Here is a 17,460-nt window from a genome sequence, read left to right as displayed (position 1 = left end):
GACCACGCACCGGGTGAGGAAGTTGGGTTACGTGACGGATACGTCGAAAGCGGTGGCTGCCCGTCGCACGGCGTCGTGGGCCGTTTCGCGGCGAGCGGTCTTCCCGCTCCGTAGGTACTCAATCACGGACCGCAGGATCGCGAGGAAGTTTCGCCAGGTTGGGCCGGCAGGCCGGTCCAGGCGGCGGTTCAGGAGACCAGCAGGCCCTGGTGTGCGCCCGCGTCACGCAGCGCGGTGAGGGCCTCGGCCATCCGCAGCGGCGGTGGCGCGGGCAGGTCGCAGGGCTGGTTGCGCAACACCTCCGTGGCACGTCGGGTGGGTACCGAGGCGACCGGGTAGCCGCGCGCGGCACCCCGGTCCAGGGCCCGTCGCTTGCGCCCGAAGCCGGCCACCGCCAGCCACTGGGGCAGCCCCGCGGACGCGGGCGAGCGCAGGCCGGGCGGCTCGGGCAGCACGTCCACCGAGCTGAACGGCTCGCTGCCGGCCAGCCACCACTCGACGCCGGCGACCCGGCGTGCGGTGGCGTTCTCGCACCAGTACGGCACCAGGCCCGCCCGCAGCACCTGCGCCGGGTCGAGGAGCCGGCCGCACTCCACCACCAGCCGGTTGCCGGTCTTGCCGGCCCGCCGCAGCCAGCGCCGGTACAGGTCGGCGGTCACCGCGCTCAGCGCGTCCGGCTGCGGCACGACCACCCGGTACAGCGGATGCCCGTGCCGGTCGCCGAGACAGCGGGCGTCGTGCTCGAAACCGGACTCCACGCCGTGTTCGGCGAACGCGCCCGCCACCGTGACCTCCGGCGCCGCCCAGCGCGTCTCGTCGCCGCCGGCGGCGCGCAGCACCTGACCGAGCGCGCGGGCGTCCGGGTGGAAGTCGACCGGGTCCAGGCCGCCGGCCGGGCAGCCGGCCTGGAAGCTGTGCCCGTCGCCGCCGTCGCGGACCGGCCAGGTGCGGGCGTCGTGCAGCAGCAGCACCGGCGCGGCCGGTTCCAGGCGGTCGGCCAGGAAGCGCGCGTACGCCTCCGGCAGGGTGCGCCAGCGCACCGCGAACGTCACCGCCGCGCCGGCCGCCGCGCCCCGGCTGGCCGGGCAGTGCACCTGGCGGACGTGCACGCGCGGGTTGCCGTCGAGCAGCCGGGCGGCCAGCGTGGCGCCGTGCGCGTACGCGGCGTCGGGGCGGTCCACCGCTCCCCGGGTCCACTGCCCGGCCAGTTCGAACCCGGCCGGGAGCCAGGGCACGCCGAGCGCCGCCGCGAGGTGGGCGGCGGCGCCGTGCGGCGAGCCGAGCACCACGCCGGGGAAGCGCCGGTCCGGGTACTGATCGGCGAACCATCCGGCGACCCGCTCGGCGTCCACGGCGGCGATCTGGCCGGCGGTGAGCGCCGCCCGCCCGGCAGCCCGGACGGCGGCGGCGCGGCGTACCGGCTCGGGCGCGCCGGTGAGGCGGGACAGCGCGCCCGGGTGGCCGAGGTCGCCGCAGTCGTCTCCGCGCAGCGCCCGGGCGGTCGCGGCGACCAGGATCCGGGCGGCGCTGCCGGCCGCCACCACCCGCTCCGCGGGCAGGCCCGCGCCGCTGACCCGTTCGACTCGTTCGCTCACCACGCGGCCCGGCTTCCCGTCCCTCTGGGGTCTAAACGGGGCATCTCCCCACGGGTCAGGACCAAGGCCCGCCCGGTACCGGCACCGCCCGCGACACCCAGGTACGCCGTCGCGCCGCGTGCCCGCCGTCGCGGGCGGGTTTGGGCCGGACCGGGACGGGCACTGCACGGCGCATGCCCGACGACGAGAGCACCCCGGCGGCGACCATCACCCCGTACCGGGACGGACCACTGCTGGTACGCGGCGACTTCGCGCTCGTCACGCCCGAGGGCACGCCGATCGAGACGCGCCGGGGCACGGTGGCGCTGTGCCGGTGCGGCAAGAGCGCGATCAAGCCGTTCTGCGACGGCACGCACAAGGTGGCCGGTTTCCGGGCCGGCAGCGACCGCGCACCCTGACCCCGAACCCCCGCGCCCCTTCCCCGCGATCTTGCACTTTGGTACCCGGCAAACGTAGCGAACCGGGCATCCTGAGGGCCCGAACTGCAAGATCGCGGGGGCGAGGGCGGGGCGGGGCGAGGGCGGGCGAGGGCGGGGGGCGGGTCAGGCTGCGGCCAGGGTCTCGGCTCGCGGGCGCAGGGACGACTCGTCGGCGGACCAGGCGGTGAGCAGGTGCGCGGCGAACAGGGCGTCCAGCGCCAGCGCGGCGGCGGCGCCGAACAGCACGTCGGACGCGAGCGCCGGCTCGGCCCGGACCAGCCCGCCGCACATGTCGTACGCGGCGATCTGCTCGTGCACGGCGTCGGCCTCGACGTGCTCGTCGTAGAAACGCGTGGCGACCGCGTCGAAGCCGAGCCGGCGCAGTCCGTTGCCGTAACGGCGGTTCGGCAGCGACGAGGTCATCTCGTACGCGGCCAGGTGCCCGAGCAGCGCCCCGCGCAGCCGCCGGTGCAGGCCGAACAGCGACATCAGGTTGTTGGTCGCCAGTGTCACCGCGGGCACCCGGTCCAGGTGGGCGGCGTAGCCGGTGTCCAGGCCGAGCCGGTCCATCGTGGTGCGGAACAACTCGGCGTGCATCAGGTCCAGCCGGCCGTTGCCGTACTCGTCGGTCTGGATCTCCACCAGCGCCGCCTTCGCCGGGCCGCCGAGCCGGGGCAGCGCCCAGCTGTGCGGGTCGGCCTCGCGCAGGTGGTAGATCGAGCGGTGGACGACGAACTCGCGGAACCGGTCGAGGTCGGCGCGGCGCTGCAGCGTGGCGGCCAGTGGCGGGCCGTCGTCGGCGGCCACCAGGTCGGCCAGCGCACCCGGCACGCCGCCCGGCAGCACCGCCGGCGGCGGGCCGGCCAGCTCGCGCAGCGCCGCCTCGAACGGCCGCTCGGCGCGGGCGCGCAGCGCCAGCAGCGACGGCTCCCACTCCCACGCCTCGTCCACGCCGGACCAGCCCCGGTAGTGCAGCTCGTAGCAGAGGAACAGGGTGAGCTGAAGGTCGTCGTCGGTCAGCGGCGCGGCCACCGCGCCGAACCCCGCGCCCAGCCCGGCCGGCAGCTCGCGCGGAGCGCCGCTCAGCGCGGCCCGCAGCGCGGCGGAGACCGGCCCGCGCGCCGCGGGCAGCGGAGCGGGGCCGTAACGGCTGTCGGCGGCGACGGACATGGTGACCTCCCGGGACGGTTGCGCCCGGTCGCAGTGCCCCGCCCCGATGCCGCTAAACGACTTCGTCGGCCGCGATGGCCTCGGTCTGGATCACCCGCTCCCGCACCCGGCGGGCCGCGTCCCCGTCGGCCACCAGGCCGCGCAGGTCGGCCAGCGCCGGTTCGGGCGCGTCCAGCGGCACGGCCGGGTCCACCACCGCCTCCAGGACGGCGGGCCGGTCGGCCGCCAGCACCTCGTCCCAGGCGGGTCCGACCAGGTCCGGCCGGTCCACCCGGACGCCGTGCAGCCCGAGCAGGCGGGCCCACCCGGCGTACGGCACCTCGGGCCCCCGCTCCCCCGGTGACCGGCCGCCGCCGACGCCGGACTGGTCCCTGTTGTTCAGCACCAGCACGATCAGCCGCGGATCGCGCCAACGCGTCCAGTGGTGCGCCACAGTGATCAACTCGGCCAGGCCGTTGAGCTGCATCGCGCCGTCGCCGAGCAGCGCGAGCACCGGCTCGTCCGGGCGGGCCAGCTTGGCCGCTACCGCGTACGGCAGCGCGCAGCCCATCGAGCCGAGCGTGCCGCACAGCCGCGCCTGCACCCCCGGCGGCAGCTCCAGGTGCCGGGCGTACCAGTAGACGACCGAGCCGACGTCGACGGCGACGGAGGCGTGCCGGGGCAGCCGGGTGGACAGTTCGCGGAGCACGAGCCGCGGGTCGACCGGGTCGGCGGGCGTGGCGGCGCGCTCGGCGGCGGCCTCACGCCACCGGTCCACCATCTTCTCCACCAAACCGCGCCACTCGCGGTGGGGATTCTCCGGCACCCGGGTCAGCAGCGCCCGCAACGTCTCGGCGGCGTCACCGACCAGCGGCACGTCCACCGGGTAGCGGGTGCCGACGCGCCGGCCGTCGATGTCGATCTGGATGGTGCGTACCTGGCCCGGCAGTGGGAACCAGTCGGTCCACGGATCGTTCGTGCCGATCATCAGCAGCGTGTCGCAGGAGCCCATGAGCTGCGCGGCGGCGGTGGTGCCGACCTCGCCGAGCACGCCGGTGTGGAACGGCAGCCGCTCGTCGAGCACCGGCTTGCCCAGCAGCGAGGTGGCCACGCCCGCGCCGAGCCGGTCGGCGAGCGCGACGATCTCCTCGGCCGCGCCGTGCGCGCCCTGGCCGACGAGCATCGCCACCCGCCGCCCGTTGCCGAGCAGCGAGGCGGCGGCGTCCAGGTCGGCGTCGTGCGGCAGCACCCGGGCCAGCGGCTCGCCGGGCGTCGCGGTGACCACCCCGGCGGTCTGCGGCAGCAGGTCCGGTACGGCGGTGACCTGCAACGCGCGCGGCAGCACCACGCAGGTCGGGCTGCGGGTCGCCGCGGCGGTACGGAACGCCTGGTCCAGCAGCGCCGGCACCTGTTCCGGGCTGCGGCCGTAGCGGACGAACTGGTTGCACACGTCGCCGAAGAGCCGGCTCAGCCCGATCTCCTCGTGCGCGCCGCCGAGCGGGCCGGTGACGTCCTCGCCGATGATCGCGACCACCGGCTTGCTGTCGAGCTTGGCGTCGTAGAGCCCGTTGAGCAGGTGCACCGCGCTCGGGCCCTGGGTCGCCAGGCACACCCCCACGCCGCCGGTGAACTTCGCGTGCCCGGTGGCCATGTACGAGGCGGTCTCCTCGTGCCGGGCGGGGACGAAGGCCGGGTCCCCGCCCGCGTCGTCGAGCGCGCCCACCAGCGGGGCGATCGCCGCGCCCGGACAGCCGAACACCCGCGGCACGCGCCAGGCCCGCAGGCGTTCGACCACCAGGTCGGCGACGATGCGCTCAGCCATTACCCCGCCCCGGCGTGCTCGCGTCGACGTAGCGCAGCACCGCGCCGACCCCGTCGGTCAGCTCCGGTGCCTCCTCGGGCGCGAGCACCGTCAGGTCCGCGTCGGTGCCGATCAGCGCGCGCAGCAGCGCCGCGTCGGCGCGTACCCGCTGGGGGTCGGCCACCGACATGCCGGCCAGCTGCCCCGGGTCGGTGGCGATCTCGGTCGGCTCGGGGCCCACCCACAACTCGCCGTCGGCCGACGGGTCGTCCACGATGAGCATGGTGTCGACCTGGTTGCGTTGCAGCGCGGAGACCACGGCGTCGAGACCGGCGCCGACGTCCTCCTGGACGCCGAAGCGGTCCAGCGCGGCGGCGATCCGCCGGTCGGCGACCTCGGCGACGGTCTGCACGGTGATGTCGTCCATCAGCGTGTCGTCGGCGCCCACGTCGCGGGCGCCCGCGTCGGTGCGGACCAGCACGTCCTGCCAGCGGGCGGGGAGCTGGGCGGCGATCATGCCGGTGGCCCGGACGTCCCCGGCCACCACGACGACGTCCGCGCCGACGCGCTCGGCCAGGTCGGCGGTGGCCGCGGCGGCGTCACCGGCGTTCTGGTGCCACGCCTCCATGGCGGCGCGCTGGTAGCGGGACTGCGACCAGCCACCCGGCTGCACCCGGCGCAGCTGGCGGCTCTGCCCGCCCTGCACCTGGGCCCGCCGAGGCACCCCGCCGGCGCTGACCGCCATGGCGTCCGCGCCGGTACGGTCGGCCAGCACCCGCACCCAGGCCACCTGTTCGCCCCGCTGGGCCACGAGCGGCATGGTGTGCGGCAGCGCCGACCAGCTCGCCAGGTCGCGCAGCGGCGGTGCGGACAGGTACTCGGTGAGCACCACGCGGCCCCGGCTGGCGAACACGGCGATGCCGTAGTCGCCGGGCATCGGCTGGTGCCGGCGGACGACCTCCTCCACCGCCTCGACGGTGACCGGGTCGGCGCCCTGCCCCAGCAGGTCGCCCTTGAGGGCCCGCCAGCGCAGGTCGACCTGCGCTCGCGCGTCCTGGGTGTCGCGGGAGGCGTCCATGTACACCGAGCACCACGGCCCGGGACGGTCGTAGAGCGGGCGCAGGAAGGACAGCTGCATGCTCGACCCCTTTCCGGCTCGGCCGCACGCATACCCGCGCCCCGGCGGAGTTCACCTGCCGGCCGCCCGGGCGTGACCACCGTTCATTCACGTCGTTCAACCCGAAGGGCCGATACCATCTGTGCACGGAACGGGACTCTCGGTGGTGAACATGGATACGGAGTTGTACACCCGACGCGTCGTCCACCCGACGGAGCGTGTCGTCACCGGGCGTCTGGTCCGGTTGATGGAGGGTTACGCCCGGGAGGTCCGGGTCGGGCAGCCCGCGCTGGTCGCGGTGCTCACCGCCGCGGGGGTGGTGGGGCTGCTGCTGAAGGTGGTGCGCGCGTTGCTCAGCAGTGGCGGCGGCGGGGCTCGGCGCAGCTTCAAGGAGCTGAAGAAGGGGCCGGAGTTCCTGGTCACCCCGGTCCGGGTCCGCGACGCCACCGGCCGGCTGGTCGAGGTCGAGTTGCACGGCCACCTGCCGCAGAGCGCGCTGCACCCCGGCGACCACGTCCAGCTCACGCTGCGTGCGCAACGCGACGAGGACCTGCCGCCGCGGATCGAGCGGATCGTCAACCTGACCACCGGGCAGCTGCTCACCCCGCGTACGGCCACGCTCTGGTCGCACCTGGGTCCGGCGCTGCTGCTCCAGGCGATGCTGGGCGCCGTGCTGCTGTTCGGCGTGGCCGCCTGCTCGGCGCTCACCTAGGTTTCCCCGTCACCGGTGGTGGGCACCGCTGCGGCCATGTTCCCCGGTTTCACGCTCACCGAGATCGACGTCGGCGCGGTGCGCCTGCGCGTACGCCACGGCGGCTCCGGGCCACCGGTGGTGCTGCTGCACGGGCACCCGCGTACCCATGCGACCTGGCACCGGGTGGCGCCGCGGCTGGCCGCGCGGCACACGGTGATCTGCCCGGACCTGCGCGGCTACGGCGGCTCGTCGAAGCCGCCGAGCGACCCGGAGCACACCGCCTACTCCAAGCGGGCGATGGCCGCCGACGTGGTGGGCCTGCTCGACGCGCTCGGCCACCGCCGGGCCGCCGTGATCGGTCATGACCGCGGCGCGTACGTGGCCATGCGGACCGCCCTGGACCATCCGGACCGGGTGAGCCGCCTCGGCGTGCTGGACGGGGTGCCGATCGGTGAGGCGCTGGCCCGCTGCGACGCCCGGTTCGCCGCCCGCTGGTGGCACTGGTTCTTCCTCGGCCAGCTCGCCAAGCCGGCCGAGCGGGTCATAAACGCCGACCCGGACGCCTGGTACGGCGGGTCACCGGAGGAGATGGGCGAGCAGGCGTACGCCGACTACCGGCGGGCCATCGGTGATCCGGCGACGGTGCACGCCATGTGCGAGGACTACCGGGCCGGGCTCGGGCCGGACCGGGCGGCGGACGACGCCGACCGGGCCGCCGGGCGCCGGATCGGCTGCCCGGTGCTGTTCGCCTGGTCCGAGCGCGACGACATGGTCGACCTCTACGGCGACCCGGCCGCGATCTGGCGCGACTGGGCCGACGACGTGCGGACCGCGTCGATCCCGTCCGGGCACCACATGGCCGAGGAGGCGCCGCGGGAGCTGACCGACGTGCTGGCCGGTTTCCTCGCGGAGGAGGCCGCCGCGGTCAGCGACCGGCGGGGGTGAGCGACTGCTCCACCGGAGCCGGGGCGTCGAGCAGGCCCCGGCGGTTCGCCCAGCGCTCGAACAGCACTGTGGCGAACGGGGGCACCGCGCTGGCCAGGGCCAGCCCGGTCTGCACGAGCGTCCAGCGGCGCCGCCGGGCCACCACGAGCGTCAGCAGGCCGTAGACCACGAACAGCGCGCCGTGGATCGGGCCGAAGATCTTCACGCCGATCTCGTTGCCGGGCGGGCCGTACTTGACCGCCATACCGGCCAGCAGCGCCGCCCATGAGCAGCCCTCGGCGAACGCCGCCACCACGAACGCCCGGATCCACCCGTCGCGCATTCCGCCACTCCCCTTTGCCGTCGGCGGCCATGCTAGCCGCCCGGGCCGGGCGGCCCGGACGGAACCCGCAGCCCGGCGACGGGGATCACCGGGGCCGCCACGGGGTACAGAAAAGGGCCTCCGGGCCTTTCCTGACCCGCCACTCCGTGCGAGGTTGGGGAGAACCAACGGTGACAGGGTGGTGACCATGGGCGAGGACGTCGGCGTGCGTACCTTCAGCCGGGAGGACCGGGCCCGCTATCGCGAGAAGGTCCGGCGGTGCCTGGACGTGTTCGCCGAGATGCTGCGGGAGTCCCGGTTCGACGTGGAGCGGCCGATGACCGGCCTGGAGATCGAGCTGAACCTGGTCGACGACGGCTTCGACCCGGCCATGCGCAACGCCGACGTGCTGGAGGCGATCGCCGACCCGGCGTTCCAGACCGAGCTGGGCCAGTTCAACGTGGAGATCAACGTCGAGCCGCGGCGGCTGGCCGGCACCGGCACCGCCGCGTTCGAGGAGCACGTCCGGGCCAGCCTGAACGCCGCCGAGGAGAAGGCCCGGACGGTCGGCGCGCACATGGTGATGGTCGGCATCCTGCCGACGCTGCGCCCGGAGCACCTGACCGCCGAGACGCTGTCGGCGAATCCCCGGTACGCGCTGCTCAACGAGCAGATCTTCGCCGCGCGCGGCGAGGACCTGCCGATCGCGATCAGCGGGGTGGAGCGGCTGGCCACCACCGCCGACACGATCACCCCCGAGGCGGCGTGCACCAGCACCCAGTTCCACCTCCAGGTCAGCCCGGCGCAATTCGCCGACTACTGGAACGCCGCGCAGGCGGTCGCCGGCATCCAGGTGGCGCTCGGCGCGAACTCCCCGCTGTTCTTCGGCCGGGAGCTGTGGCGCGAGACCCGGGTGCCGCTGTTCCAGCAGGCCACCGACACCCGCGCGGAGGAGATCAAGGCCCAGGGCGTACGCCCGCGGGTGTGGTTCGGCGAGCGCTGGATCACCTCGGTGTTCGACCTGTTCGAGGAGAACGTGCGCTACTTCCCGGCGCTGCTGCCGGTGTGCGACCCGGAGGACCCGGCGGCCACGCTGCACAGCGGCGGCGTGCCGAAGCTGGCCGAGCTGCGGTTGCACAACGGCACCATCTACCGGTGGAACCGGCCGGTCTACGACGTGCTCAAGGGCCGGCCGCACCTGCGGGTGGAGAACCGGGTGCTGCCGGCCGGGCCGACGGTGCTGGACACGGTGGCGAACGGCGCGTTCTACTTCGGCCTGGTCCGGGCGCTCGCCGAGTCGGACCGTCCGCTGTGGTCGCAGATGTCGTTCAGCGCGGCCGAGGAGAACTTCAACGCCTGCGCCCGGCACGGCATCGATGCCCAGGTGTACTGGCCGGGGCTCGGCTACCTGCCGGTGACCGAGCTGGTGCTGCGCCGCCTGCTGCCGATGGCCCACCACGGGCTGGACCGGTGGGGCCTCGACCCGGCCGAGCGGGACCGGCTGCTCGGCATCGTCGAGCAACGCTGCCTGACCGGCCGCAACGGCGCGACCTGGCAGGTGGAGACGCTGCACCGGCTGGAGTCGGCCGACCACATGGACCGGCCGGCGGCCCTGCGCGAGGTGGTCCGGCACTACGTCGACCTGATGCACAGCAACCGGCCCGTGCACGAGTGGCCCATCCCCTGAGCCGGGCAGCCCGTCAGCGCAACGCGGTCACTGTCGCCCGCGCGGCCTGGGCGACCAGGGCGTCGTCGGGCTTCGCGTCGCGGCCGTCGCGACTGGTCATGACCGCCAGCACGATCGGCGCCCGGTCCGGCGGCCACACCACGGCGATGTCGTTGCGGGTGCCGTACCCGCCGGTGCCGGACTTGTCCGCCACCTGCCAGCCGGCCGGCACGCCGGCCCGGACCAGCCCGCTGCCGGTGGTGCTGGCCCGCATCCAGCCCAGCAGCAGGTCGCGGTCCGCGGGCCGCAGGGCCTCCCCCAGCGTGTACGCCCGCAGCGAGCCGGCCAGCGCGCGGGGCGTGCTGGTGTCGCGCTCGTCGCCGGGCGTGGCCGCGTTGAGTTCCGGCTCGGTACGGGCGGGCCGGGTGACCGAGTCGCCCACCTCCCGGAGCGCCTGCGCGAAGCCCGCCGGACCGCCGAGCGCGTCGAACAGCAGGTTGCCGGCGGTGTTGTCGCTGTACCGCACCGCCGCCTCGGCGACGTCCCGCAGCGTCATCCCGGTCTCCACGTGCCGTTCGGTCACCGGGGAGTGCGCCACGAGGTCCGCGCGCCGGTAGCGGACCACCCGGTCCCGGTCGGTGTCGGTCGTGGCGGCCAGCATCGCACCCGCCGCGAGCGCCTTGCAGGTCGAGGCGTACGCGAACCTCTCGTCGGCCCGGTGCGCGAGGGTACGGCCGGTGCCGGTGTCGAGGGCGAAGACGCCGACCCGGGCGCCGAAGCGCCGCTCCAGTGCCGCCAGCTCGGCCGGCGCGGGCACCGCCTCGGCGCTCGGTGTCTCGCTCGGCGTGGCCGTGGCCGTGGCGGTGGACGCGGCCGGGGCGCTGGTGGGCGGCGCGGCTTCGGGCCGGTCCTTCGTGCAGCCGGCGATAAGAGCCGTCGCCGTGAGCATCGCCGCCGCGAGCACCTGCCGTCGGATCATCCGTTTCCTCCCCCATCGTCCGGACCACGCCGTTCTCGGGTCATTGTCGCCGATCCCGGTCGGGCCGGCAGACCGCCGTCTCTCGGCCGGCGCGGCGGGTCAGCCCGCGACGGCGGCGAACGTGACAGCGCCCGCCGCGGCCAGCGGCAGCGCCACCGCGGCGGCCAGCAGCCGCACCCGGGCGGACCGGCCGATCAGCACCACGAGCAGCGCGGCGAGCGCGAGGTCGATCGCCACGTTCCACCACGCTCCGGGATAACCGGACCGCGACTTCAGCGCGAACCGCAGCGCCTCCTCGACGAAGACGGCCACCGGCAGGGCGGTCCCCACGATCCGCCGCCATCCCTCGGTCCGGGCCCAGATGCCGGCGACGCCGAACACCACGCCCGCCACCACGCCGAACGCCATCCAGGCGATCGAGGTGGGCGACCAGATCACGGCGAGGTCGTCGCCCTGGAGCAGCGTCGCCGCCAGGTAGTAGCTGGGCACCGCGACGATCAGCAGGACGCTGGCGGCCACGGCGGCGCGCACCGCGCCCGACCGGATCCACCAGCCCAGCGCGAACGCGGCCACCGCCCAGGTGGCGGTGGAGTTGCCGAGTTCGGCGAAGGGGAACGGCACCCACTTGATCCAGACGAAGTCCAGGAAGCCGAGCAGGAAGCCGGCGACGGGAACGACGAGGGCGACGGCGCGACGCGAGGGTGGCATGCGAGGGAGGATACATACTCGGTATGCTCTCCTCGCCGACAGGGCGGCGCTACGAGGCCAGGCGCCGCTCCGACGGCGCGAGACGCACCGCGGCGTCGGAGTGGTTGATCTCGGCCCACACCTCGTCGAGGGAGAGGCCGAGGACGTCGGCGATGGCCGCGATGGTGGGGAACGCCGGCGTGGCGACCCGGCCGGACTCGATCTTCCGGAGCGTCTCCGGGGAGACACCGGCGTCGAGCGCGGTGAGCAGCATCGAGCGCTCACCGCGTGCGCGGCGCAGGAGCGCACCGAGGCGCTGCCCGCGCTCGACCTCGGCGGGGGTGAGGGGCAACCGGACCATGCCAGGATTCTAATACCGGGATAACATGGCCGGGATACTTATTGGTTCTGTGAGGAAGGCGCCTGCATGATCGAGATCCTGAGCCGCACCGACGTCCGGCGGGCGCGGGACACCGGCGCCCTGGTCGCCCACATCCTGCAGACGTTGCGCGGCAGCACCACCGTCGGCACCAACCTGCTCGACATCGACAGGCAGGCCCAGCGCATGATCGCCGAGGCCGGGGCGCAGTCCTGCTACGTCGACTACGAGCCGTCGTTCGGGCGCGGCCCGTTCGGCCACTACATCTGCACCTCGGTCAACGACGCGGTGCTGCACGGGCTGCCGCACGACTACATGCTCGCCGACGGCGACCTGCTGAGCCTCGACCTGGCCGTCTCCCTGGGCGGGGTGGTGGCCGACTCCGCGATCAGCTTCGTCGTCGGTGACACCCGGCCCGCGGAGAGCGTCGCGCTCATCGACGCGACCGAACGGGCGTTGCAGGCCGGGATCGCCGCGGCCCGCCCCGGCGCCCGCGTCGGCGACCTCTCGTACGCCATCGGCTCGGTCCTCACCGAAGCCGGGTACACGGTCAACACCGAGTTCGGCGGCCACGGCGTCGGGTCGACGATGCACCAGGACCCGCACGTGTCGAACACCGGGCGGCCCGGTCGCGGCTACACACTGCGGCCCGGGCTGCTGCTGGCGCTGGAGCCGTGGGTCATGGCGGACACCGCCACGCTGGTCACCGACGCCGACGGGTGGACGCTGCGCAGCGCGACCGGCTGCCGCACCGCACACAGCGAGCACACCATCGCCATCACCGACGACGGCGCGGAGATCCTGACGCTGCCGAAGCCGTGAACGTCGCTGCGGCAGGCGTCCGCAGCTTTCCCGCGTTCCCGCCGACGCCGCGTCCTCAAGCGGCCGTGCAGCGCTCCCGCAGCGTCTGCACGCCGGGGCCGGTGAGGTCGTCGCAGTAGGCGGCCCGCCCGGCCATCGCCATCATCAGCGCGAGCGTGGTGCCGCTGGCCAGCGGGCCGGCTCCGGCGCTGAACGGCCCGTCAGTCGCCTCCACCCGCAGGCCGTCGATCGCACTGCGCCCGGCCACCGTGAAGTCCCGCCCGGCGTAGAACCGGGCGACCGGCGTGACGGCCTCGACCGACGGCGTACGTGTCAGGCCGAGCGGACGCCGGATGTCCTGGGCGTGCACGACCACCTCACCGAGCCACGCCTCGGTCGGCCCGAACGTCGACGTGGTGCTGCCGACGATCCGGCGGAAGCGGGCCAGCGTCTCGCCCGGGTCGGCGCCCCGGTGCTCGGCCAACCGGCGGTCGTTGTGCAGATCGAAGTCGAACCGGGCGCCGAGCACGCTGGCGAGCCACCGGACGCGGCCGACGCTCGCCGCCGCCGTCATGTGCGCGAGCGTCTCCTCCACCGTCCACCGGCCGCACAGCGAGGGCCGGGCCCACTGCGCCGCGTCCAGCCCGGCGAGATCGTCGGCCAGGGCGGCGCGCTCGGCGTGCGCGAGCGCCCACAGCTCGTTTCGGCCCAGGTTGTCGGACATGGGGAACCTCCAGAGTCGGTCGTCAGAGGTTGGACCGCACCCCCTCGGCGAACTCACCGCTCCCCGCCCGCCGATCTTGGAGTTGTGGTGGTTCGCGAACCGGACATCTGCGACCTTCGAGGCGCCACAACTCCAAGATCGGCACCGACGGCCGGAGGCCGCGCGAGCCGTCAGAGCGCCACGATCGCGGCCGACTCCGGCGGCAGCTCGACGCCGTCGCGCATCACCGTGACGCCCTCTGACGTGGTGAGGAGCACGCGGCGTACCACGCCGGGCAGGTTGATCCGCTGCGCCCGGCCGGCCAGGTTCGCCACCACGAGCGTCTCGCCGCGCCGCATCACCAGGAAGCGGTCGCCGTGGCGTACGTCGACCCGGTCCAGCCGCGGGTCCGACAAGTCGGCCCGGGAGCGGCGCAGCGCGATCAGCCGCCGGTAGAGGTCGTACGTCTCGCGGTGCTCCGGCTTGTCCAGCTCGGCCCAGTCCAGCCGGGACCGCAGGAACGTCTGCGGGTCCTGCGGGTCGGGCACGTCCTCGGTGGCCCAGCCGTGATCGGCGAACTCGCGGCGGCGGCCGGTGGCGACCGCCGCGGCGAGTTCCGGCTCGGGGTGGCTGGTGAAGAACTGCCACGGCGTGGAGGCCGCCCACTCCTCCCCCATGAACAGCATCGGCGTGAACGGCGCGGTCATCAGCAGCGTCGCGCCGACCCGCAGCAGGCCGGGCGACAGCGTGGCGGAGATCCGGTCGCCGGTGGCCCGGTTGCCGATCTGGTCGTGGTTCTGCAGGTACGCCACGAAGCGGTGGCCGGGGGTGCGCTGCCTGTCGACCGGGCGGCCGTGGCTGCGGCCCCGGAAGCTGGACCAGGTGCCGGCGTGGAAGAACCCGCCGGTCAGCACGTCGGTGAGGCACTCCAGGGAGCCGAAGTCGCCGTAGTAGCCCTGCCGCTCACCGGTGAGCAGCGTGTGCAGCGCGTGGTGGGCGTCGTCGTTCCACTGGGCGTGCAGGCCGTACCCGCCCGCCTCGCGGGGCGTGATCAGGCGCGGATCGTTGAGGTCGCTCTCGGCGATCAGCGACAGCGGCCGCCCCACGTGCGTCGACAGCGCCTCCACCTCGGCGGCGACCTCCTCCAGCCAGTGCACGGCCCGGCCGTCCGGCATGGCGTGCACGGCGTCCAGCCGCAACCCGTCGACGTGGTAGTCACGCAGCCAGCCGAGCACACTGTCGGCGATGTAGCGGCGTACCCCGTCGGAGTGCGGGCCGTCCAGGTTGACGGTGCGGCCCCAGGTGTTGCTCTGCTCGGTGAGGTACGGCGCGAACCGCGGCGCGTAGGCCCCGGAGGGCCCGAAATGGTTGTAGACGACGTCGAGGATCACCCCCAGGCCCTTGGCGTGGGCGGCGTCGACGAACCGTTTCAAGCCGTCCGGGCCGCCGTACGGCTCGTGCGGGGCGTACCAGCAGACACCGTCGTAGCCCCAGTTGTACTCGCCGTTGAACGCGTTGACGGGCAGCAGCTCGACCATGTCGACGCCGAGGTCGACGAGGTGGTCGAGCCTGGCGATCGCGGCGTCGAACGTGCCCTCGGGGGTGAACGTGCCGATGTGCAGCTCGTACAGCACGCTGCCGGGTAGTTGCCGGCCGGTCCAGGCGGCGTCGGTCCAGCCGAACGCGGCGTGGTCGTAGAGCCGGCTGGGCCCGTGCACCCCGGCCGGCTGCCAGGCCGAGCGGGGGTCGGGCAGCGCCTGGTCGTCGTCGTCGAGCAGGAACGCGTAGTCGGTGCCCGGCCCGGCGTCGGGCACCTCGACCCGCCACCAGCCGTCCGGCCCCTGACGCATCGCGTGGTCGGCGACGCCGGGCAGGCGCAGCCGCACCCGCGCTGCCTCGGGCGCCCACACCGTGAACTCGGTCATGCGGCGGCCTCCACAGAGTCGGTGGGTGCGAGGAGGGCGACGGGATAGGTGCTCAGCAGATCATCCAGGAGCAGCTCAGAACCACTGTAGACCCGTCCGGTGAACAAGTCGGTGCACTCGTGAACGGGAAGTGACACGGTCGTGTCCCGCCAGCCGCCGGAGCGGGCCAGCCGCAGCGGCAGCCGGGTCGCCACCGCGACCGCGCCGCCCCGGTCGAAGGCCACCGCGTGCGCGGCGGCCGGGCCGCGCGCCGGCACCGGCCGGTAGCCGCCGAACAGGTCCGGGCGGTCGCGGCGCAGCCGCAGCGTCCGGGACACCACGAGCAGCTTGGCCGCGCCGTCGCCTGCGACCGCGGGCCGCCGGCCGGCGTCGAGCCGGGCCAGCATGTCCCGGCGTACGGCGAAGTCGACAGGCCGCCGGTTGTCCGGGTCGACGAGCGAGTTCTCCCACAGCTCGGTGCCCTGGTAGACGTCCGGCACGCCGGGCATGGCGAGCTGCACCAGCTTCTGCCCGAGGGCGTTGGACCAGCCGGGCGGGGTGATCTCGGCGGCGAACGCGGTGATCTGGGCGTGCAGTTCCGGGTCGTCGTACATCCGGTCGACCAGGGCGTGCAGCTCGTGCTCGAAGGCCGGGTCCGGGTCGGCCCAGCTGGTGGTGACCGACGCCTCCCGGGCGGCCTTCTCGGCGTACCCGTGCAGTCTCTCCCGTTCGATCGGCCACGCCCCGACGGCGGTCTGCCAGAGCAGGTGGGCCAGCGCGGGGTCGGCCAGCGGCGCGCGCGACATCCAGTCGGCGACCCGCTCGGCCCAGCGGCCGGGCAGCTCGGACAGCACCGCGAGGCGGGCGCGGACGTCCTCACCGCGCTTGGTGTCGTGGGTGGACAGCGCGGTCATGCTCGCCGGCCAGCGCACGTGCCGGCTGGCGGCGAAGCGGTGCAGCTCGGCCGGGGGCACACCGAAGTGGGCCGGGCTGCCGCCGACCTCGTTGAGGGCGACGAACCGGCTCCACCTGTAGTACGCGGTGTCCTCCACGCCCTTGGCCATCACCGCGCCGGTGAACTGCGGGAACCGGGCGGCCAGCTCGTGGCCGGGGTCACGCAGCCGGGCGGTGACCTGGTCGAGGACGCCGGTCAGGTCGGGGCGGCGGCGGCCCGCTTCGCTGCGGGCGGCGGCCAGGTGCCGGGCGCCGGAGGGCGGATAGCCGCGGTAGACCGGGAAGCAGGCGGCCAGCTCGGCCAGCGCGGCGCGGACCTGCTCGCCCGGCAGCTCCGGCACGAGCGCGGCCAGGCGGGTCAGCTCGGCGGCGAGCAGCCGGGTGGCGGCCTCCAGCTTGGTGGCGTGCGTCAGGTCCGGCCAGGAGGTGTGCCGCCCGGTCAGCCGGCCGTCGAGCGTGGTGAACTCCGGTTCGGCGTCCGGGTCGACGAACAGCCCGGACACGGCGGCCAGCGCGTCGTAGCCGGTGGTGCCGTCGACCGGCCAGTCCGGCAGGTCCTCGCCGTACTCCAGGATCTTCTCCACCACCAGCCAGCTCTCCGGCGCGGCGGCGCGCAACCGGGCCAGGTAGCCGGCCGGGTCGCGCAGCCCGTCCGGGTGGTCGACGCGGATGCCGTCGACCTCGCCGGCGTCGACCCAGCGCAGGACCTCCGCGTGGGTGGCGTCGAACACCTCCGGGTCCTCCACCCGCAGGCCGGCCAGGTCGGAGACGGCGAAGAACCGGCGGTACGTCAGCTCGGCGTCACCGCGCCGCCAGTTCACCAGCTCGTAGTGCTGCCGGTCGTGCACCTGGCGGGGCGTGCCGTCGCCGGTGCCGTCGGCGACCGGGAAGCGGTGCTCGTGGTAGCGCAGTTCCCCGTCGACGAGCTTCAGGTCGTCGAGCGCGTCGGCGGTGTCGGCGAGCACCGGCAGCAGCAGCCGCCCACGGTCCCAGTCGATGTCGAACCAGCGCGCGTACGCCGAGTCGCGGCCCCGCCGCAGCACGTCCCACCAGGCCGGGTTGGCGTCGGGCCGGGCGACCCCGGCGTGGTTGGGCACGATGTCCACGACCAGGCCGAGCCGGGCCGCGCGCAGCGCCCGGACCAGCCGCGCCCGGGCGGCCTCGCCGCCGAGCTGCGGGTTGACCGCACGGTGGTCGACCACGTCGTAGCCGTGCGTGGAGCCGGGCGTGGCGGTGAGCAGGGGCGCGGTGTAGAGGTGGGTGACGCCGAGCGCGGCGAGGTAGCCCGCCAGCTCGGCCGTGGCGTCCAGGTCGAAGCCGGGCCGCACCTGGACCCGGTACGTCGAGCGGGGGGTGTCGGGCATGG

Annotated in this window: 16 protein-coding genes; 5 read left to right on the top strand and 11 right to left on the bottom strand. The window is 74.7% G+C overall.

Going from position 1 to position 17,460, the window contains the following annotated elements; translation table 11 throughout:
* Positions 1–188: 188 nt before the first annotated feature.
* Positions 189–1,598: a hypothetical protein gene (locus tag SM452_RS18290; protein ID WP_355510484.1), complete on the bottom strand. Its 1,410-nt coding sequence runs from the start codon at positions 1,596–1,598 to the stop codon at positions 189–191.
* 170 nt (positions 1,599–1,768) lie between these two features.
* Between SM452_RS18290 and SM452_RS18285 the strand changes: the two genes are divergently transcribed.
* Positions 1,769–1,993: a CDGSH iron-sulfur domain-containing protein gene (locus SM452_RS18285; protein ID WP_357208728.1), complete on the top strand. Its 225-nt coding sequence runs from the start codon at positions 1,769–1,771 to the stop codon at positions 1,991–1,993.
* A gap of 144 nt (positions 1,994–2,137) precedes the next feature.
* On the opposite strand, the gene SM452_RS18280 is transcribed toward SM452_RS18285, so the two are convergent.
* From SM452_RS18280 to SM452_RS18270, 3 genes are read right to left on the bottom strand one after another with little or no spacing between them, the layout of a single operon-like run.
* Positions 2,138–3,184: an iron-containing redox enzyme family protein gene (locus SM452_RS18280; protein WP_463840358.1), complete on the bottom strand. Its 1,047-nt coding sequence runs from the start codon at positions 3,182–3,184 to the stop codon at positions 2,138–2,140.
* A 52-nt stretch (positions 3,185–3,236) separates the two neighbouring features.
* Positions 3,237–4,985 carry a thiamine pyrophosphate-binding protein gene (locus tag SM452_RS18275; RefSeq protein ID WP_355510493.1) on the bottom strand — a complete coding sequence of 583 codons (1,749 nt, stop codon included), beginning with the start codon at positions 4,983–4,985 and terminating at the stop codon, positions 3,237–3,239.
* Positions 4,978–6,102 carry a baeRF2 domain-containing protein gene (locus SM452_RS18270; RefSeq protein ID WP_135239893.1) on the bottom strand — a complete coding sequence of 375 codons (1,125 nt, stop codon included), beginning with the start codon at positions 6,100–6,102 and terminating at the stop codon, positions 4,978–4,980. Before SM452_RS18270 ends, SM452_RS18275 begins: the two co-directional genes overlap by 8 nt.
* Before the next feature lie 151 nt (positions 6,103–6,253).
* On the opposite strand from SM452_RS18270, the gene SM452_RS18265 reads away from it, so the two are divergent.
* Positions 6,254–6,793 (top strand): hypothetical protein, encoded by a 540-nt coding sequence (locus tag SM452_RS18265; RefSeq protein ID WP_410054955.1) that lies wholly within the window; start codon positions 6,254–6,256, stop codon positions 6,791–6,793.
* 36 nt (positions 6,794–6,829) lie between these two features.
* Positions 6,830–7,720 (top strand): alpha/beta fold hydrolase, encoded by an 891-nt coding sequence (locus SM452_RS18260; protein WP_463840391.1) that lies wholly within the window; start codon positions 6,830–6,832, stop codon positions 7,718–7,720.
* Here the strand turns inward: SM452_RS18260 and SM452_RS18255 are convergent.
* Positions 7,701–8,042, bottom strand: coding sequence for a DUF3817 domain-containing protein (locus SM452_RS18255; protein WP_262015549.1), 342 nt, complete (start codon positions 8,040–8,042; stop codon positions 7,701–7,703). The genes SM452_RS18260 and SM452_RS18255 overlap by 20 nt on opposite strands.
* 187 nt (positions 8,043–8,229) lie before the next feature.
* Here SM452_RS18255 and SM452_RS18250 point away from each other — a divergent pair, with 187 nt between their 5' ends.
* Positions 8,230–9,708 (top strand): glutamate--cysteine ligase family protein, encoded by a 1,479-nt coding sequence (locus SM452_RS18250; protein ID WP_262015548.1) that lies wholly within the window; start codon positions 8,230–8,232, stop codon positions 9,706–9,708.
* 13 nt (positions 9,709–9,721) lie between these two features.
* Here the strand turns inward: SM452_RS18250 and bla are convergent, their stop codons facing one another.
* From bla to SM452_RS18235, 3 genes are all read right to left on the bottom strand, one after another.
* Complete coding sequence (bla, locus tag SM452_RS18245) at positions 9,722–10,666, bottom strand: class A beta-lactamase (protein WP_463840357.1); 945 nt, start codon at positions 10,664–10,666, stop codon at positions 9,722–9,724.
* Positions 10,667–10,765: 99 nt separating this feature from the next.
* Entirely contained in the window at positions 10,766–11,374 is a 609-nt protein-coding gene (locus SM452_RS18240) for a DUF6518 family protein (protein ID WP_355510506.1), read from the bottom strand.
* Between the two features lie 49 nt (positions 11,375–11,423).
* Complete coding sequence (locus SM452_RS18235) at positions 11,424–11,714, bottom strand: helix-turn-helix domain-containing protein (protein WP_262015545.1); 291 nt, start codon at positions 11,712–11,714, stop codon at positions 11,424–11,426.
* Positions 11,715–11,780: 66 nt separating this feature from the next.
* On the opposite strand from SM452_RS18235, the gene map reads away from it, so the two are divergent.
* Positions 11,781–12,554: a type I methionyl aminopeptidase gene (gene map / locus SM452_RS18230; RefSeq protein WP_463840356.1), complete on the top strand. Its 774-nt coding sequence runs from the start codon at positions 11,781–11,783 to the stop codon at positions 12,552–12,554.
* Positions 12,555–12,609: 55 nt separating this feature from the next.
* Here the strand turns inward: map and SM452_RS18225 are convergent, their stop codons facing one another.
* The 3 genes from SM452_RS18225 to treY all read right to left on the bottom strand — a co-directional run bounded on the left by SM452_RS18225 (position 12,610) and on the right by treY (position 17,458).
* Positions 12,610–13,257: a maleylpyruvate isomerase family mycothiol-dependent enzyme gene (locus SM452_RS18225; RefSeq protein ID WP_355510512.1), complete on the bottom strand. Its 648-nt coding sequence runs from the start codon at positions 13,255–13,257 to the stop codon at positions 12,610–12,612.
* Between the two features lie 170 nt (positions 13,258–13,427).
* A complete protein-coding gene (treZ, locus tag SM452_RS18220; RefSeq protein WP_355510515.1) occupies positions 13,428–15,161 on the bottom strand; it encodes a malto-oligosyltrehalose trehalohydrolase in 1,734 nt (577 codons plus the stop codon).
* Positions 15,158–17,458 (bottom strand): malto-oligosyltrehalose synthase, encoded by a 2,301-nt coding sequence (gene treY / locus SM452_RS18215; protein ID WP_402805672.1) that lies wholly within the window; start codon positions 17,456–17,458, stop codon positions 15,158–15,160. Before treY ends, treZ begins: the two co-directional genes overlap by 4 nt.
* Positions 17,459–17,460: the final 2 nt, after the last annotated feature.

The organism is Micromonospora sp. SYSU B005 (genome assembly GCF_055362685.1).
This window is presented reverse-complemented; position numbering and strand designations above follow the sequence as displayed.

Excerpts from the sequence above, each read along its gene's own strand:
- SM452_RS18285 (WP_357208728.1), top strand. The coding sequence starts at position 1,769 with ATGCCCGACGACGAGAGCACCCCGGCGGCGACCATCACCCCGTACCGG.
- SM452_RS18280 (WP_463840358.1), bottom strand. The coding sequence starts at position 3,184 with ATGTCCGTCGCCGCCGACAGCCGTTACGGCCCCGCTCCGCTGCCCGCG.
- SM452_RS18275 (WP_355510493.1), bottom strand. The coding sequence starts at position 4,985 with ATGGCTGAGCGCATCGTCGCCGACCTGGTGGTCGAACGCCTGCGGGCC.
- SM452_RS18270 (WP_135239893.1), bottom strand. The coding sequence starts at position 6,102 with ATGCAGCTGTCCTTCCTGCGCCCGCTCTACGACCGTCCCGGGCCGTGG.
- SM452_RS18265 (WP_410054955.1), top strand. The coding sequence starts at position 6,254 with ATGGATACGGAGTTGTACACCCGACGCGTCGTCCACCCGACGGAGCGT.
- SM452_RS18260 (WP_463840391.1), top strand. The coding sequence starts at position 6,830 with ATGTTCCCCGGTTTCACGCTCACCGAGATCGACGTCGGCGCGGTGCGC.
- SM452_RS18255 (WP_262015549.1), bottom strand. The coding sequence starts at position 8,042 with ATGCGCGACGGGTGGATCCGGGCGTTCGTGGTGGCGGCGTTCGCCGAG.
- SM452_RS18250 (WP_262015548.1), top strand. The coding sequence starts at position 8,230 with ATGGGCGAGGACGTCGGCGTGCGTACCTTCAGCCGGGAGGACCGGGCC.
- bla (WP_463840357.1), bottom strand. The coding sequence starts at position 10,666 with ATGATCCGACGGCAGGTGCTCGCGGCGGCGATGCTCACGGCGACGGCT.
- SM452_RS18240 (WP_355510506.1), bottom strand. The coding sequence starts at position 11,374 with ATGCCACCCTCGCGTCGCGCCGTCGCCCTCGTCGTTCCCGTCGCCGGC.
- SM452_RS18235 (WP_262015545.1), bottom strand. The coding sequence starts at position 11,714 with ATGGTCCGGTTGCCCCTCACCCCCGCCGAGGTCGAGCGCGGGCAGCGC.
- map (WP_463840356.1), top strand. The coding sequence starts at position 11,781 with ATGATCGAGATCCTGAGCCGCACCGACGTCCGGCGGGCGCGGGACACC.
- SM452_RS18225 (WP_355510512.1), bottom strand. The coding sequence starts at position 13,257 with ATGTCCGACAACCTGGGCCGAAACGAGCTGTGGGCGCTCGCGCACGCC.
- treZ (WP_355510515.1), bottom strand. The coding sequence starts at position 15,161 with ATGACCGAGTTCACGGTGTGGGCGCCCGAGGCAGCGCGGGTGCGGCTG.
- treY (WP_402805672.1), bottom strand. The coding sequence starts at position 17,458 with ATGCCCGACACCCCCCGCTCGACGTACCGGGTCCAGGTGCGGCCCGGC.